Below are 16,827 nucleotides of genomic sequence, written 5' to 3' on the forward strand. Positions count from 1 at the left end.
CTTTTCTAAATTTGCGTTCATGTTTCACCCTATCCGACATTTCATTACCATCACAAGGCACAGGAACGAAGTGATTCGCCTCTGCTTCAAGGCGGGTATCGGTTTCCAGGGGCTTTTCCACGATCTTTCCAAGTACAGCCCCACGGAATTCATTCCCGGTTGCAAATATTATACCGGAAAGGAATCGCCTAACAATGGAGAGCGTCGGGATACAGGTTACAGCCTGGCCTGGATGCATCACAAGGGCAGAAACAAGCATCATTTTGAATTCTGGTACGACTACGAAATGGCAACGAAGAAAATCGTGCCCATGCCCATGCCCGACCGTTACATCAAGGAAATGTTCTGCGACCGCGTGGCCGCCTCCAAGACCTACGGCGGCAAGGATTACGACCGCACCGCACCCCTGATGTACTTGACCAAGAGTACTGCCCGCGAAAAGATGGAAGAGAACACCTACAAGAAACTTCTGTACCTCTTGACCATGCTTGCGGAAAAGGGCGAAAAAGAAACACTGGCTTTTATTAGAAAAAACAGAGTACTCCCTACGGATTAACGAATCCATCAAGAGGAAAACATGAAAGAAAAAATCGCAAAAATCGCCTTTGTCGCATTAATTCTTGCAGCCTGCTGCCCCTGCGTAGCATCCTGGATGGCCCTCATGGCAGGTATCGTCTACGCCTTTGTTTTTGGCGGTCCAGCCTTCCCCAAGTTCGCCAAGAAGACCCAGAAGTATCTGCTTCAGGGTTGCGTGGTTGGCCTGGGCTTCGGCATGAACCTGCAGGCGGCTCTCGCCAGCGGTAAGGACGGCATGATGTTCACCATCATCTCTGTAGCCACCGTCATGGTTCTGGGTTTTGTCGTAGGCAAGATCATCAAGGTGGATTCCAAGACTTCTTACCTGGTCAGCAGCGGTACCGCTATTTGCGGTGGTTCCGCCATCGCGGCAGTCGCTCCCGTTGTAGACGCCGACGACAAGCAGATGAGCATGTCCCTGGGCACCATCTTCGTGCTGAATGCCTTGGCACTCCTCATCTTCCCTCCCCTGGGCCATTTCTTCGGTCTCGATAACCAGCAGTTCGGCGAATGGGCTGCCATCGCTATCCATGACACCAGTTCCGTGGTGGGTGCAGCAGCAGCCTACAGCGACGAATCCCTGCAGGTGGCCGCCATGGTCAAGTGCACCCGCGCTCTCTGGATTTTGCCCCTGGCTCTTGTTACCATGCTGTTCTTCCGCAAGAACGCCGGCAAGGGCAAGTTGGATGTGGTCCCCTGGTTCATCTTCCTGTTCGCCATCGCCATGGTCATTAACACCTACCTGTTCTCGGCCATCGGCGTTCCTGCAGCAGTCGGCACCACCATCGTCGCCATCGCCAAGCGTGGCTTTGCCGTTACTTTGTTCCTTATTGGTACAGGCCTCTCCAAGGCTGCTCTCCAGAAGTGCGGTCCCAAGCCCTTTATCCAGGGCGTGATCCTGTGGCTCGCCATCGGCATCGGAAGCCTTCTGGTAATCAAGGGATTCTAATTTTCAGAAACCATTCCTCTTGATTTTAAAGAGAGTTTAGATGGGTAAAGCGAAAATTTTTCTTAAAATAATTTAAAACAAAGGGTCGCGCCATTATTGGTGCGACCTTTTACGCTTTTTAAGAATTTATATTACAGGGCTTTTATCTCTTCGGGGGTAAGGCCTGTTTGTTTGGCGATAACTTCTAATGAAATTCCCGCATCACGAAAGCCCTTGGCAAGTTCCTTGCAGGCCTCGGCACGGCCCTCTTCACGGCCCTCTTCACGTTCGTCTTCAAGCATGTCTTTAAACGTCATGTAGTCGCTCCTTGTCTTAGGGTCCTTGTGGTAGAAATCCACCTTGTCGCTGATGGCTTTCGTTGCTGCAGATGAGGCTTCGTCGGTTGCGAAATACTTGAGGTAGTCGCGAACGGATTCATCGGTTACAGCGCCGTACCTGCTAAAATTACAATAATATTTGTAGGTGAGATCGCCCAAAGTCAAGCTAGGATCGTTCTTCTCACGATTTTCGAATTCGTAGATGGGACGTTCCTGTCCGAAGATGTCCGTAGGGCACAGAAAAATAATGTATTGTTCCTTGAGTTCCTTGTACTTGTGAGTGTTTCCCATGGTTTCAGTATCGCTAATTCCCTGGTAGTATCGAGCTCTCAACGGCAATTCCTTGGTATCGACCATCTGCATCTCCAGATCGAAAGTGCGACCAATTCCATTGCACTCCTCCTTGACCAAAACGTCGAAGCGGATGTATTTCTTGTTCGGGTCGGCCTGCTGGTGGGCCTCGCCGACGACACTTACGCGCTCGATCTCAATTTTCAGAAGAGCCTTTAGGAAAGGCTTTGCAATCGCCTCGTCGCTGAAAACTTTCACAAACATGAAATTGTCGCGAATGGTGAGTTCTTCTAGAGGCTTGTATTTCTTCTTTTTGCAGTCCATTTTTCCTCCACGTTAAAAGTTCTGCATACTATTAACACGCAGGAAAATTCCTGATGACTCAGTTTTTTGTAGAAAAATTTTGTTTACCTGAATTATCTGAAGAATGCGATTTCCTATGATTGGAGAGTCATGATTTATGAATTAAACGCATGATGCTCTTGGGAGAAGTCTTTAGTGAAAAATTCAAAGAGACGAAGACAAAGTTTTCCAAGCTGGGTATATCCGTCGGATTTACTTTTTTAGCGCCACCAGGTCCGTCTTTTCGTAACGGTTATGTCCGATTAAAGACTTCTTGTATTTCCAGCAACAGACGGCATCTTCCAGGGAACGGCCCTTGTTGTCGGCAAAGAAGTCGCGGATGTAGGCGTTGTATTCCTGCAGGTTTCCTACAGGAGACTTGTGATCTTTCTTTTCTTTCAGGATGCGTTCGTAGGCGCAGATGGCTTCCTGGTAGGTGCGGCCCGCATTGGACTTCAGCCAGTTCTGGAACTGCACGTTGAAAGAGAATGCCTTGCCAATATGCATCTTGAAAAAGGCGCGATGCTTTTCGGAGCAGACAAAATCGTCTTCGATAAAAGTCTGCAGGCCGATGGTTTCCACCGCAGGCTTTGCGGTGCGCACACGATTCTGCGCCGACATTCTTTCTTGAGCTATTCTAAGTTCCATTTGTTTTTACCACCTAACACTCCCCCACCTCATCTAGGAAGGGGGCGCCAAATATACTATATTTTGTAGAAGTCGGCTGTAAAATATCACAGTTGCAACAAATAAAACTGAACGGAAAGGCTTTTTTATGGATCTCGGAAGATATAACCGTGCCCGCGTAGAAGAAATTACCCCCCAGGGCTACTACCTGGAACTGGAAAGCGGCGACCGCGTGCTGCTCCCCGGCAACCGCGAAAAATTCACTCTTGAAGAAGGCGAAATCCTGGACGTGTTCGTGTACACCGACAGTGAAGACCGCCCCATCGCCACTTTGGAAAAGCCCTACGCCCAGGTAGGTGAATTCGCCGTGCTTGACGTCAAGGACGTAAACCGTTTCGGCGCCTTCCTGGACTGGGGTCTGAACAAGGACCTGTTCCTCCCCTTCAAGCAGCAGCTGGGCGAACTGCAGCGTGGCGACCGTTGCGTGGTGTTCATTCTTGTTGACGACAAGAGTAACCGAATCGTGGCCACCGAAAAAATCAAGAGCTTCCTGGATCCGGACACCAGCGAACTTCATGTGGGTCAGCGCGTCCAGCTGGCCGCCTACGAAGTCACCAAGGACCACGTAGACTTCCTGGTGGATTACCGCTACACCGGCCGCCTCATGCTCACTCCCGGCATGGAACGTATCTACATCGGCGACACCATGCCCGGCTTTATCCAGCGCTTTACCGCCGACGGAAAGATCACCTTGAACCTTTCCCCCATCGGCTACAAGGGCCTTATGAAGAGCGACAGCCCGGCAGCCATCCTCCGCAAGCTTGAAGAAGCGGGCGGCAGCCTCCCCTACGGCGACCACACCGACCCCGAAGTGATCCGCCAGGAATTCGGCATGTCCAAGAAGACTTTCAAGAAGCTTCTGGGCACCCTCTTCCGCGATGGCAAGATTTACATCAGCGAAGACGGAATCAGCCTGGTTTAAAAAGCAGTCTATAAAACAGCTTATAAAAAGACGAAGGACTTCCCATAAGGAAGTCCTTTTTTTATAGCTAGACGTTCTGACCCGAAGTCAAAAATAATTCTTGGAAATTATTCTTCCGAAAGAACCACCAGTTCGATACGGCGGTTGGCCTTGCGACCTGCTTCGGTGGAGTTGTCGGCCTTGGGCTGGCTGGAACCATAACCGTTAGCCTTGAGGCGACCTTCGGAAATACCCTTGCTCACCATGTAATCCTTGACGCTGTAGGCGCGTTCCTGGCTCAGGCGATCGTTCAGTTCGTCGCTGCCTTCGGAACTGGTATGGCCCTGGATTTCCACGAGGGCCTTGGGGTTGCGCTTCAGGCCTGCAATGGCTGCGTCCAGAGTCTTGAGAGATGTGGGCACCAGTTCGGCACTGCCAGCCTTGAAGGTGACGCCAGTCAGTTCGGCACGGGTATCGTCGAAGGTAACGGTGATGCCGCCGGAGCTTGCGGTCTTGGAAACATAAGGGGTATTACCGCATTCGAAGGGGCCGGTCAAACTTTCACAAAGGATGGTGTAAGTTTCTTCGCGGGGAATGTGGAAGCTGGCTTCGCCATACTGGTCAGTGGTAATGACAAGCTTGTTCTTGGGATTGTTCTGACCGACGAAAGTCAGCTTCTTGTGAGACTGGGGAACATCGTCGTAATTGGTGTAGGTCACGTTCAAGACAGCGTGAGTCTTGTTGGGAACAAGGTCCCTGGCAAGAGCGGCACCAAAGCCAACCAGAACGGACATCGCAAGAGCAAAAAACTTCCTATTCATAGCACATCCCTTTAAATGTATGCAATTCCATTTTGCGACCCAAATTTAATTAATTCTTGAGGCAAGAACTAGGCTTGAACCCTTGCAAATGTTATTGTAAAAGCTAATTTTACCATCGAAAATTTTTCGCCTTATTATAGGAGTTCTTATGAAGTTCAACAAGATCGCAGCAGCCCTCGTCATGAGCCTTGCCGCAAGCACCGCAGCATTCGCCGCCGACGCCACCGACAACATGAGCCTCAAGGGCAACGTCCAGACCCAGGTCACCAAGTCCATCGCCGACGAAGACAACAACTTCAGCTCCGGCTGGATCCGCGCCAACATCGGCGGCCAGTACAAGAGCGAAAGCCTTGACGGTTTGATCATGCTCCGCATCTTCGCTCCGGAATTCGGCAACAAGCTCTCCAACGGCGAAAAGGCCTCCAACTACGACAAGATCCTGGCAGACCTCTACTGGGTAAACTACAAGTGGGCTCCCACCGCCAACGACAACGTCAACCTGAAGATCGGTCGCTGGAAGACTGACTGGTCTCAGTCCACCAACTTCGGTACCTATATCGACAAGGACCTGACCAAGCGCGGCCTCTGGATGCGCGATTACAGCCACAACGCTGTTGAACTGGGCTGGAAGCACGGCCTGAACCAGTTGAACGCCATGGTCGCCACCAAGAACGGCACCGCCAACCAGGGCTACATCCGTGTCGAAGACGACATGAAGTTCACCTTCCCCCTTGAAATGAAGGTCGCTTACCGTTCTAACCTCATCGACGTGGTCCAGAACACCGCCGCCATCACCCACCGTGTTGCAGCATACGCCAGCTACACCTTCGCACCCAACCTCCGCCTCTACGGTGAATACGCCTGCCTCTACACCGAAGACCAGGACATCAATACCGCCGTCGAAAACTACATCGCTCCGGAATCCAAGTACTTCACCCAGGGTGACTACGTCCAGCCCTTCTACGCCGGCGTTGAAATTCCCACCTTCGGCATCCTCAGCAACCTGATGTTCGAAATGGAATACATCAAGGACCGCGAAGAAAAGATCCACTTCGCCAAGGACAACAAGATGGATGACCTGGCATGGACCGTGGCTCTCGTGAAGAACATCGGCAAGTCCAAGCTCCAGTTCAGCGTCTACAGCGAAGACGAAGTGAGCGACGTGGGCCTGGCATTCCGCCTGACCAGCACCATCAAGTAATTACAAGCCGAGAGTCGCGGGCAACCCGTGAATCGAAGCAGGCCGTGAATCGCGGCGAAAAGGAGTCGGTACCCCGGCTCTTTTTTGTTTCAGAATTAAACAGCTTTTCGTTTCAAAAGTGAACATTTACTCCATATATAAGGGCTGCAGCCCCCATTTACGGCATTGGCACAAAAATTGCTAAATTTGGGCGAAACAAAAATAGGCCCCCAAGGCCAACAGTTTAAACAATAGGGTTTCCCGAACGTGGAGCCCGCAACAAAGGACAGAAAAATGATCAAGCCTTTAGCAGATCGCATCGTTGTAAAGCCGGCTGAAGCCGAACAGAAGACCTCCTCCGGCCTCTTCATCCCGGATAACGCCAAGGAAAAGCCCATGCAGGGTAAGGTCGTGGCAGTAGGCCCGGGCCGCAAGACTGAAAACGGCGAAACCGTTGCTATGGAAGTCAAGGTTGGCGACGTGGTTATCTACGGCAAGTACAGCGGCACCGAAATCTCCGTCGAAGGCGAAAACTACCTGATCATCAAGGAATCCGACATCTTCGCTACTCTTTAAGAGTGATTAGTAAACAGTGGTCAGTAATCAGTTTTTGCAGGAAGGACCCGCACCCACTAACCACTAAACACTAACCACTAACCACTTTTTAAATAAGGAAAAAGAAAAATGGCAAAACAGTTGAAGTTTGATGTGGCTGCCCGTGAATCCCTCATGAACGGCGTCGATAAGCTGGCAAACGCAGTTAAGGTTACTCTCGGCCCCAAGGGTCGTAACGTCATGATCGCCAAGGCATTTGGCGCACCCAACGTCACCAAGGACGGCGTTTCCGTCGCTAAGGAAGTTGAACTGGAAGACGCTTACGAAAACCTGGGCGCACAGATGGCCAAGGAAGTAGCAAACAAGACTTCTGACACCGCTGGCGACGGCACCACCACCGCAACCGTTCTCGCTCAGGCAATCACTCGCGAAGGCCTCAAGAACGTTGCCGCAGGCGCAAACCCCATGGACATCAAGCGCGGTATGGACGCTGCAGTTGACGCTGTCATCGAAGAAATCGGCAAGATGGCTGTGAAGATTAACGGCAAGGAACACATCGCTCAGGTTGCTACCATTTCCGCCAACAACGACCCGGAAATCGGCGACCTCCTGGCAAACGCCATGGAAAAGGTCGGTAACGACGGCGTTATCACCATCGAAGAATCCAAGACTGCAGAAACCATCCTCGACGTTGTCGAAGGCATGCAGTTCGACCGCGGCTACCTCTCTCCGTACTTCGTCACCAACACCGACAGCATGGAAGTGGCTCTCGAAACTCCGTACATCCTCCTCTACGACAAGAAGATCTCCACCATGAAGGATCTCCTCCCCATGCTGGAATTTGTCGCAAAGCAGGGCAAGTCTCTCCTCATCATCGCCGAAGACGTCGATGGCGAAGCTCTCGCAACTCTCGTTGTGAACAAGATGCGCGGCACCCTGAAGGTTGCTGCAGTCAAGGCTCCGGGCTTTGGCGACCGTCGTAAGGCTATGCTCGAAGACATCGCCATCCTCACCGGCGGTATGCTGGTTTCCGAAGACACCGGCGCTAAGCTGGAAGACGCTCCGGTGACCGTCCTCGGCCAGGCCAAGTCCATCACCATCACCAAGGACAACACCACCATCGTCGAAGGTGCCGGCGACGCTGCAAGCATCAAGGGCCGTATCGCCCAGATCAAGAAGCAGATCGAAGCTACCACCAGCGACTACGACCGCGAAAAGCTCCAGGAACGCTTGGCTAAGCTGGCCGGTGGCGTTGCTGTGATCAAGGTCGGTGCTGCTACCGAAGTTGAAATGAAGGAAAAGAAGGACCGCGTTGACGATGCTATGCACGCAACCCGCGCCGCTGTTGAAGAAGGTATCGTTCCGGGTGGTGGCGTTGCTCTCATCCGCGCAGCCAAGGCTATCGACGCCCTCAAGCTCGTGAACGACGACCAGAAGACTGGTGCCGCTATCATCAAGCGCGCTATCGAAGAACCTCTCCGTCAGATCGTAGCAAACGCTGGTGGCGAAGGCTCCGTCGTTGTAAACAAGGTTAAGGAAGGCAAGGACGGCTTTGGCTACAACGCTAAGACCGACACCTACGAAGACCTGATCAAGGCTGGCGTCATCGACCCGGCCAAGGTTACCCGTACCGCTCTCAAGAACGCATCCTCCATCGCTTCCATGATTCTCACCACCGACTGCGTGATCACCGAAAAGAAGGAAGCCAAGCCGGCAGCACCTGCCATGGATCCTTCCATGGGCATGGGCGGCATGATGTAATAAAGCCTTCTCGCGGGGTCTCCCCCGCGATCTAGGATTTTTTCCCTTTACGAACAAAGGGCTGCGGTTTAAAACCGCAGCCCTTTTTCTGTATGCTTCGTTCTTTCTGGCTACTTCTTCTTAAGCCATGCCTGGCAAAGGAACATGGAGAATACCACGCTGGTAATCAGGAAAATGAAGATGCCTAGGCAAGCCAGGTCACCGATGCCCTTCAGGCCGCGATGGGTGGTAAAGAGGAAGCCCACGAAGCCGGCGATAGTGGTCATGGAGCTGGCCATCACGTTACGGCCGGTGTTGTCCATAAGCTGGCGGAGGGTCATGTTCTTGTCGGACATCCAAGAGGTAATGAAGTGGATGGTGGCGTCGATGCCGATACCCAGGGTCATGGGAATGACGATCACATTATAAATGCTGATCTTGCCGAAATCCAGGAAGTGGGTCAAGGCGCCAAGTACGCCCAGAGTCAGCAAGGTGCCCATGCCGAAGGAAATGCAGCCGCTAATGAAGAGCTTGGGCTTGCGGAAGGACACGGCCAAGGTTCCGAAGATCACCAGGATGATGGCCAGGGCCAGGCGGAAGCTGTCCTGCTTCACGGATTCAATCACGTCAGAGAGAATGAACTGGGAAGAGAAGGTGCGCAGGTCTTCGCCGTCGAAGTTCCAGTGGCCATAACGTTCCTGGAAGCGGTGCAGGGCGTGGGCATCCCAGCTGGGGAAGTCACCGTAGATAAAGCCGATCTTGCCATAGGAGCCATCCTTTTCGCGGAGGAGGTCCAGAGTCCAGCTAGGAACGTCTTCGGGAGTGAAGGATTCCTCGACCTTGGCCAGCTGACGGAGAGAAGCGATGTTTGCGGAATCCTCGCCTTCGGCGCGGTCAAAGACACGGGCTTCTGCCAGGTCGCGAATTTCCTCGATGATTTCGAGGCGGGCCTTCTGGGAATCCATAGGCGGCACAAAGCTCTTCAAGGTCAGGAAGCTACCCAGGGTAGAATCCTTTTCCACATGGAGTCGGACCATCAAGGTATCGTACAGCATATCAAGCTGTTCGGGCTTGGAACCCATGACGGCGGCCGGAGTGGATGTCACGGCACGGTTGGTGGCACGGGTCACCTTGGTAGAAATCTTGTTCTTGGAAGTCTTTACCGTGGTAGAAACGCGGCGCAGGTTGCGCATGTTGTGTTCGAAGTCCACATCCTGGGCAAAGTACAGGGAGATGCCACCAAGAATGAAGCCGATAATGGCCGCATACTTAAAGAAGTTAAAGACTTGCTTGTCGCTCCAGGACTTGGGAAGCAGACTGTTATTAGGTGCAGCGGGAATACCGCCCATGCATCTGATAAATACAGGCAGCACCAGCAAGGAGGTCAGCATACTGAACAGCACACCGCAAGAAGCCACCACGCCGAATTCATAGAAGCCGCGGAAGTGTGCAGCAAGCAAGGTCAGGAAGGCTGCGATGGTGGTGAAACTTGCCAGAATGAAAGGCTTCATCATTTTCTGCTGGGCCATTTCCAGCACTTCTTCCAAAGAGGCGTTCTTGCTCAGCAGCTTTTGTGCCGTACCCAAAATATGGATGGAGTAGTCAATACCGATACCCAAGATAATGGAAGCCACAAAAACGGTAAAGGGGTTCATCTTACCGTACAGCAGGGCGGTAAATGCCAGGGTAGGAATGCAGGCGTACAGCACAGAGGCAGTCACCAGCACAGGGCCCTTCACGCTGCGGAAGAACACCATGGTCAAGATGAAGATCAGGACAAGGCTAATGCCGAAGGAGAAGATACTGTCGTTAGCCACTTCATCCACTTCCTTCAGACCTTCGTAAGTACCTTCAACAGTAAAACGGGTAGGCACGGGGTAAGTCTTGGAACCGAAGTAGCTCAACAGGGAATCGGTGCTTGCCAGAATATGGGTCACGAATTCATAGTCGGTAGAAGGCTTGATCAGTTTGGCGTTCACCACACCGTTAAAGAGGATCTTGCCATCATAGTCTTCCGGAGGAGGAGTGCCGATCAGGCGAGTTTTCAGATGAGCCGGCAAGAAAGCCTTGGGATTCCATTCTTCGCCAGACTTTGCCTGCTGCAAGGTATCATCCTTGGCCTTCTTCTTGAAGAAGGAATCAAAGGCGCTAACCGCTTCTTCGGGGAGGCCCAGTTCCTGCGGGAGGTTGGCGTCAAACCAGACACGTTCTTTCTTTTCGGCAGAGGCAGAACTGTCGGACAGACCATCCATCAGGTCAACCACCAGAGGACCATTCTTGCGGCCGATTTCCAGCTGCAGATCTTCAAGATTGTCGCGGATGCGTTCCAGATGCTTCGAAGGCAGGTAAAGCAGGGCGTTATCCTTGAAGAACTGGTTGTCGTTATCGACCTGAGTCGAGACGAAATCGCCAGTCCAGTTCTTGTGGATGTATGCACTGATAGAATCCTGCAGGGCGGCAACGAGTTCGACGTCTTCGCTCTGGATGGCAATCATGAAACGGTCCGTACTACCGAAACGGCTGAAGGATTCCTGCAAAGCCTTGACGCTAGGCGTATCTTCCGGCAGCAAGTGGGACAAGTCCGCATCCAGCTTAAGACCAGGCTTAAACAGGATGGGAATGGCACAGAGTACCGCCAACACCAGGTAGAAGGCCAGAGCCTTGAACTTGTTTCTGCAAATCAGCGGGATATACCAGCCAGAAAATTTTTCAGTAAACGATTTCTTATTCATTTTACCATCCATCAGAAGACCTCCTATCCTCTTCTTTTCAAACACTTTTCCTAGAACATCTTGCGGGCTTTCTTAGCCCCACCGGCGGACGTGGCCGGGCTGCTTGCCGCACCCTTGTTACTAAAGAGGGTGGCATCGTCAGCAGACTTGGTCTTCACTTCGAAGTGGTTACCGTCGCAAGTTTCAGTAGGAGCATAACCAGCGGTATACAGGCAGACGGTCTTTTCGGAGCAGAACTCACCGGCAGCCTTACCCGTGTGGTTGCAAACGCCCTTGCTTACAACGCCGGAGGGAACCGGGAAGGGCTTGCGGGGCAGATCCTTATGCAGTTCCTTCATCACGGCAATCCAGACAGGCAGGGCATCTTCAGTACCGGTATGACCTGCACCCAGGGAACCCGGATTATCGGAGCCAACCCAGACACCCATGGTGTACTGCTTCGTGAAACCGATATACCAGCAGTCCGTGTAATCGTTTGTGGTACCCGTCTTACCACCACTGGGATGGGTAAAGCCGTTGGCATACACACGGGCGGCAGTACCGCGAATGTTCACGTCCTTCAGAATGTCCACCATCAGGTAGGCAGAAGCCGGGCGCAGCACTTCGTGTTCCACCTTGGAGTTACGTTCGATCACTTCGCCGTTGCGGTCCACGATAGATTCGATCATGTAAGGTTCAATACGGTTACCGCCATTGGGGAACACTGTATAGGCAGACGTCATTTCCATCAGGGTTGCACCCACGGAACCCAGAGCCAAGCTAGGCACAGCCATCAACGGAGCGCGAACGATACCGAACTTGCGGGCGTAGTTCACCACATTGTTCAGGCCGTACTTCATACCCGTCAAAATAGCAGGCAGGTTCTTGGAACGGTACAGGGCGCGGCGGAGCGTCATCATACCTTCGAAGTCATGTTCGAAGTTGGCCGGACGCCACACCTTGTTGGGGTTCTTGTCATCCGGGTCGGGAATGCTCACAGGCTGGTCGTTCACGGAGTCGCAGGGGCTTGCACCGTTATCCATTGCGGTGGAATAGACGATGGGCTTGAAAGAGGAACCGGGCTGACGCAAGGACTGTACGGCACGATTCCAGCGGGAGGCGTTCCAGTCGCTACCACCCACCATGGCACGGATTGCGCCCGTCTCGTTTTCGATAAGGATGGCGGCCACTTCGGCATGATGATAGCGGATACTATCCGGATAACGGCGCTTGGTCAAGTCGGCAGCGGTATCGGCAGCCAGATAATTCTTCTTGAAATCGGCATAAATGCTGTCGAAGTGTGCCACCACGCTATCTTCGGGCATATCATACTTCTTGGTCAAGAGCAGACGGCGTGTGGTGCGGTACTTGACGCGGCGGCGAACCTTTTCCACCTGCACGCGGGCAACGCTATCGGCATAAGCCTGGATGGCCGGGTCGATGGTACTATTAATAGTCACACCATCGGCATAGAGGGAGTTTTCGCCATACTTCTTTTCCATGTACTTACGGATTTCTTCGTAGAAGTACAGGCCGGCATCGTTATTCACTTCCTTCTTGGCCAGGGTGATCGGAGTTTCGATATACTTATGATAATCATCATTATTGATGTAGCCGGCATCGCGCATGGCATAGAGCACCGTGTTGCGGCGTTCCAGTGAAGCCTTGGGATGACGGTCGGGGCGGTAAGCTTCCGGACGCTGGAGCATACCGGCAAGAACAGCATATTCAGGAATGGTCAGACTGTCCAGGGGGCGACCGAAGTAGAACTTGCCTGCAGCCTGGAAACCATAGTTACCGCCAGACAGGTAAACTTCATTCATGTAGAATTCAAGAATTTCCTTCTTGGTATAGGTCTGTTCGATGCGGATGGCGGTCATCATTTCCTTGATCTTACGGGAAATGGTTCGTTCCGGCGTCAGGAACAGAAGCTTGGTCAGCTGCTGGGTCAAGGTAGAGGCACCGCGGAGCTTCTTGCCCGAGGTCGCACTTTCCAGAATGGCAGACGGAATCGCCCACACGTTCATACCCCAGTGATCATAGAAGGCACGGTCTTCGGTAGCCATCACCGCATGGATCGCATCTTCCGGAATCGAGTCGAAGGGAGTCCATTCGCGACGTTCCACGAAATACTCGTGGGCAATTTCGCCGTTCATGTCGTTAATCTTCGTGACCAGCTTGGGATTGATCTGCTCCAGCTGAGAAAGGGAGGGCAGCTCCGGCGCAAAGTGGTTGTACACCGCCACAACCGTCACAAAAGCGATAATCACCGGCAAAGCCAGGATTCCGAGCCAAATCAGCACCTTTTTATCGGTGAACCAGCCCTTCAAAATCTGAAGGACATTCATTAGGACAGCTTTAACTTTATTCATTATAATATATAAGGTTAAAAATTTTGGGACAAAGATAGCTAATACGAGAACATCATACCTTTAAGGAACATGAAAAGAGGGGTCTAAAGCCCCCCATAAAAACTTTTTTCAAAAAAAATCATTTTTTTTAGGAATTACCCTTGACAAATATCGTGAATAATCTATCTTTGTGCGCGTTGAAAGACGAGAGTCAAACAACAAAACAAAAACGCGGATGTAGCCCAACTGGATAGAGCGTTTGGCTACGAACCAAAAGGCTCCAGGTTCGAGTCCTGGCACCCGCAGAAAAAAGCAGTAAGAGAAATCTTACTGCTTTTTTTTCGTTTTATACCTCCCCAGGCATTTTGTTTCAAAAACTTTTCAAACAGTCCTTCATTTTGCAAACAGTTGTTTGCACGGCGCGTTTAATTTTATTCTAAATTTACATACAAGGTTAAAAACAGGAACACATTATTACCCATACCACGCCGTGGAGGAAAAATGATCTACAAGCAAATCATCTTATCGAAAGTCATCCAGCACATTTTTCTCGCCAAACGTCAAAAAACAGGGCTAACCCAGCTGGGACTCGCCCTCAAATCCCATATTACCCGCCAGTTCATCTCCCAAGTCGAAAGCGGCAAGAGAGCCCCCTCTATTTTCACCATGAGCGTCCTAGCCACGGCCTGCAAAATGACCCTGACCGAACTATTCCAGGAAGTGGACAAACTGTACAATTTTTACGAAATGGAAGACAAATGCAGGGCTTCGGAACCGGCCAAGATCGCTGCTTCGCCAAACCGTTGCAACGACTACATCGAAAACATCAGACACAAGTCACAGCCGTAATCTACGACCCTTAACAAAAAGGCTATTTTTTACTATCTTTGCGACCTATGGAATGGCCGCGCAACATAAAAACACTTACCACAGACGAACTGAAAGCTTGGCTTAGGGACGTCGACGAAAAGCCTTTTAGAGCAGACCAGATTCAGAAATGGCTGTTCTGCCAGCAGGTCCGTTCCTACGACGAAATGGTGAATATTTCACCCGCACTTCGCGAAAAGTTGGCAAACCAGTTTGAGCTGCGTTCCCTCAAGGAAGACCAGCACATGGTTTCCGTAGACGGAACCGTCAAATGGTTGTTCGAAACCCATGACGGATATCACATCGAAACCGTGATGATCCCCGCCAACGGTCGTTTTTCTGTTTGCGTTTCTACCCAGGTGGGCTGCGCCATGAACTGCGCATTCTGCCGCACCGCCAAGATGGGCTTCTTCCGTAATCTCGAAGCCGGCGAAATCCTCGAAGAAATCCTGAACGTCAACTGGTACCTGAAAGACAACAACATCTTCAACGAAGAAGGTCAGATCGCCCAGGTCACCAACATCATCTTCATGGGCATGGGCGAACCCCTGAACAACCTGGAAAACGTACACCGAGTCTGCTGCACTCTGCACAACCAGAAGCTGTTCAACATGGGTTCCAAGCGCATGACCGTCAGCACCAGCGGCGTCGTCCCCCGCATCAAGGAACTGGTGGACCGCAACACGCCCTGCTGCCTGGCCATCAGCCTGAACAGCACCAATAACGAATACCGCTCTTCCGTCATGCCGGTAAATGACCTCTGGCCCATCGAAAAACTTTTGGAAGCGGTAGACGAATATATCCGTAGAACCGATAATTATGTGACGTTCGAATTCGTTCTGATCCAGAACATCACCTGTACGCCCAAGGCCGCCAAGGAACTGATCCGCATTTGCGCTCCCCGACGCGTCAAGGTGAACGCCATCATCTTAAACGATGGCGACGACCCGAACCTGCACGCCCCTACCCCCGAAGAAGTGGACACCTTCCTCGCCGCGGTCCGAGCAGCCCAGGTCCAGATCACCATCCGTACCGCCCGTGGCCGCGACATTCTGGCCGCCTGCGGACAGCTGGCCTACAAGAAGAACAAGGACAACCAGGAAGCATTTGAAAGAGGCCACAGCCTCCCCGACGCAAAGCCCAGGCAGGACTGACAAGGTTCGGCACAGGGCTCCAGGACGGAATCAAATTTGGAATTAGGATAAGTAATTAGCAAGAGAAACAAACAGGAAGGTAAATAATGTTGACACAAAACCTCCCGGAATTTTGGGATAATCTTTACGCAGAAGGCAAGGACTATTGGAACACCAAGAAGGCTACCCCTGCCCTGCTGGAATTTTTCAAGAACCCCTCCTGCCCCGCTACCGGCTCCGTGCTGGTTCCTGGCGCAGGCTTTGGTTACGACGCCGAAGCATGGGCCATGCGTGGCCATGACGTTCTGGCAGTAGATTTCGCAGCAACCGCAGTCGATGAACTGGACCACTTGAGCCGCAAGCACAAGAACCTCCGTTCCCTGGACCTGGACTTGTTCACCCTTTCTCCCAAGGATCAGAAGCGTGGCGGCCAGCAGTTCGATATCGTGTACGATTACGGTACCTTCACTGCAATCCATCCGGGTCGTCGCGACGAATTCTTCGAAGTCTGCTACAAGATGCTGAAGGACGACGGCGTGCTGATTTCCCTCATGTACCCGCTGATGAACGGCAAGACCCTGCAGGGTCCTCCGCACTGCACCAGCGAAGGCGAACTGATGGCTCGTCTCGGCGGCGTTTTCGATGTGGTTGAACGCATCCCGGCCGTAAACAGCCTCCCCGACCGTGCAGGTAAGGAAGAATTCTGGATTCTCAAGAAGTGCCTGTAGTAGCATAAAGGTTATAGGCAAAAGGATAAAGGAGCGCGGTCATCCCGCGCCCTTTTTTTTCGCCGTAAACAGCCTACCGCCTTTAAACTTTAAACTTTATCCTTTAACCTTTTTTCTATCTTTTTCGCTGTAAATTTTTCACACTTTTAACGAGGTTATTATGGCTCAAGATTTATGCCCCTGTGGTTCCGGTAAAGAATATTGCGAATGCTGCGAACCGGTCATCAAGCAGACTACTCTCGCCGCTTCTCCCGAAGCACTGATGCGTTCTCGCTACACCGCTTACGCCAAGCACGAAATCGCATGGCTCAAGGAATCCCTGGAAGCTACTCAGCGTTCCGATTTCGACGAAGCTAGCGTCGAAGCATGGAGCAAGGAATCCGAATGGCTGGGCATCGAAATCAAGCAGACCAAGACCGAAGAAGAAAAGAACATCGGCTGGGTCGAATTCGTAGCTCGCTTCAAGCAGGGCAACATCACCCGTAACCACCACGAACTGGGCGAATTCCACAAGGTTGGTGGCGCATGGTTCTTCTACGACGGCCGTGCAGTCAAGCAGGAAACCGTGAAGAAGACCGGTCCGGATGTCGGCCGTAACGATCCGTGCCCCTGCGGTTCTGGCAAGAAGTACAAGAAGTGCTGCGGCGCTGGTAAGTAACAACGGTATGAGGACGCACC

The 16,827-nt window shown here is 52.0% G+C and carries 14 protein-coding genes, 1 tRNA gene and 1 pseudogene; 11 read left to right on the top strand and 5 right to left on the bottom strand.

What is annotated here, in order from left to right; translation table 11 throughout:
• The first annotated feature begins 19 nt into the window (after window positions 1-19).
• Complete coding sequence (locus B7992_RS02805; protein WP_073156207.1) at window positions 20-556, top strand: DUF5662 family protein; 537 nt, start codon at window positions 20-22, stop codon at window positions 554-556.
• A 21-nt stretch (window positions 557-577) separates the two neighbouring features.
• On the top strand, window positions 578-1,525 hold the full coding sequence (locus tag B7992_RS02810; protein WP_088665530.1) for a YeiH family protein: 948 nt from the start codon (window positions 578-580) through the stop codon (window positions 1,523-1,525).
• Between the two features lie 131 nt (window positions 1,526-1,656).
• Here B7992_RS02810 and B7992_RS02815 read toward each other — a convergent pair whose 3' ends face one another.
• Window positions 1,657-2,457, bottom strand: a complete 801-nt coding sequence (locus tag B7992_RS02815; protein ID WP_088665531.1) for an Rpn family recombination-promoting nuclease/putative transposase — start codon at window positions 2,455-2,457, stop codon at window positions 1,657-1,659.
• A 231-nt stretch (window positions 2,458-2,688) separates the two neighbouring features.
• A pseudogene (locus B7992_RS02820) lies at window positions 2,689-3,054 on the bottom strand (DUF6434 domain-containing protein); the annotation flags it as partial.
• A gap of 196 nt (window positions 3,055-3,250) precedes the next feature.
• Here B7992_RS02820 and B7992_RS02825 point away from each other — a divergent pair.
• Window positions 3,251-4,084 (top strand): S1 RNA-binding domain-containing protein, encoded by an 834-nt coding sequence (locus B7992_RS02825; RefSeq protein ID WP_073156200.1) that lies wholly within the window; start codon window positions 3,251-3,253, stop codon window positions 4,082-4,084.
• A 107-nt stretch (window positions 4,085-4,191) separates the two neighbouring features.
• Here the strand turns inward: B7992_RS02825 and B7992_RS02830 are convergent, their stop codons facing one another.
• On the bottom strand, window positions 4,192-4,884 hold the full coding sequence (locus tag B7992_RS02830) for an OmpA family protein (protein WP_249269322.1): 693 nt from the start codon (window positions 4,882-4,884) through the stop codon (window positions 4,192-4,194).
• Between the two features lie 148 nt (window positions 4,885-5,032).
• Between B7992_RS02830 and B7992_RS02835 the strand changes: the two genes are divergently transcribed.
• The 3 genes from B7992_RS02835 (at window position 5,033) to groL (ending at window position 8,380) form a co-directional block, all read left to right on the top strand.
• Window positions 5,033-6,085 carry a hypothetical protein gene (locus B7992_RS02835; protein WP_073156196.1) on the top strand — a complete coding sequence of 351 codons (1,053 nt, stop codon included), beginning with the start codon at window positions 5,033-5,035 and terminating at the stop codon, window positions 6,083-6,085.
• A 273-nt stretch (window positions 6,086-6,358) separates the two neighbouring features.
• Window positions 6,359-6,640, top strand: coding sequence for a co-chaperone GroES (gene groES, locus B7992_RS02840; protein WP_073156194.1), 282 nt, complete (start codon window positions 6,359-6,361; stop codon window positions 6,638-6,640).
• Window positions 6,641-6,748: 108 nt separating this feature from the next.
• Entirely contained in the window at window positions 6,749-8,380 is a 1,632-nt protein-coding gene (gene groL, locus B7992_RS02845) for a chaperonin GroEL (protein WP_088665532.1), read from the top strand.
• A gap of 110 nt (window positions 8,381-8,490) precedes the next feature.
• Here the strand turns inward: groL and B7992_RS02850 are convergent, their stop codons facing one another.
• Together B7992_RS02850 and B7992_RS02855 are read right to left on the bottom strand one after the other, a co-directional pair.
• On the bottom strand, window positions 8,491-11,091 hold the full coding sequence (locus B7992_RS02850; protein WP_073156751.1) for an RND family transporter: 2,601 nt from the start codon (window positions 11,089-11,091) through the stop codon (window positions 8,491-8,493).
• A 50-nt stretch (window positions 11,092-11,141) separates the two neighbouring features.
• Window positions 11,142-13,442, bottom strand: a complete 2,301-nt coding sequence (locus B7992_RS02855; RefSeq protein WP_088665533.1) for a penicillin-binding protein 1A — start codon at window positions 13,440-13,442, stop codon at window positions 11,142-11,144.
• A 210-nt stretch (window positions 13,443-13,652) separates the two neighbouring features.
• Between B7992_RS02855 and B7992_RS02860 the strand changes: the two genes are divergently transcribed.
• From B7992_RS02860 to B7992_RS02880, 5 genes are all read left to right on the top strand, one after another.
• Window positions 13,653-13,726, top strand: a tRNA-Arg gene (locus B7992_RS02860).
• 196 nt (window positions 13,727-13,922) lie between these two features.
• Window positions 13,923-14,270, top strand: a complete 348-nt coding sequence (locus B7992_RS02865; protein WP_073234042.1) for a helix-turn-helix domain-containing protein — start codon at window positions 13,923-13,925, stop codon at window positions 14,268-14,270.
• Between the two features lie 47 nt (window positions 14,271-14,317).
• On the top strand, window positions 14,318-15,442 hold the full coding sequence (rlmN, locus tag B7992_RS02870) for a 23S rRNA (adenine(2503)-C(2))-methyltransferase RlmN (protein ID WP_073156184.1): 1,125 nt from the start codon (window positions 14,318-14,320) through the stop codon (window positions 15,440-15,442).
• A gap of 86 nt (window positions 15,443-15,528) precedes the next feature.
• On the top strand, window positions 15,529-16,149 hold the full coding sequence (locus B7992_RS02875) for a methyltransferase (RefSeq protein ID WP_073156181.1): 621 nt from the start codon (window positions 15,529-15,531) through the stop codon (window positions 16,147-16,149).
• Window positions 16,150-16,309: 160 nt separating this feature from the next.
• On the top strand, window positions 16,310-16,807 hold the full coding sequence (locus tag B7992_RS02880; protein ID WP_088665534.1) for a YchJ family protein: 498 nt from the start codon (window positions 16,310-16,312) through the stop codon (window positions 16,805-16,807).
• The last annotated feature ends 20 nt before the right edge of the window (window positions 16,808-16,827 follow it).

Origin of the sequence: Fibrobacter sp. UWH1 (assembly GCF_002210365.1) — a bacterium.
Classification (GTDB): domain Bacteria; phylum Fibrobacterota; class Fibrobacteria; order Fibrobacterales; family Fibrobacteraceae; genus Fibrobacter.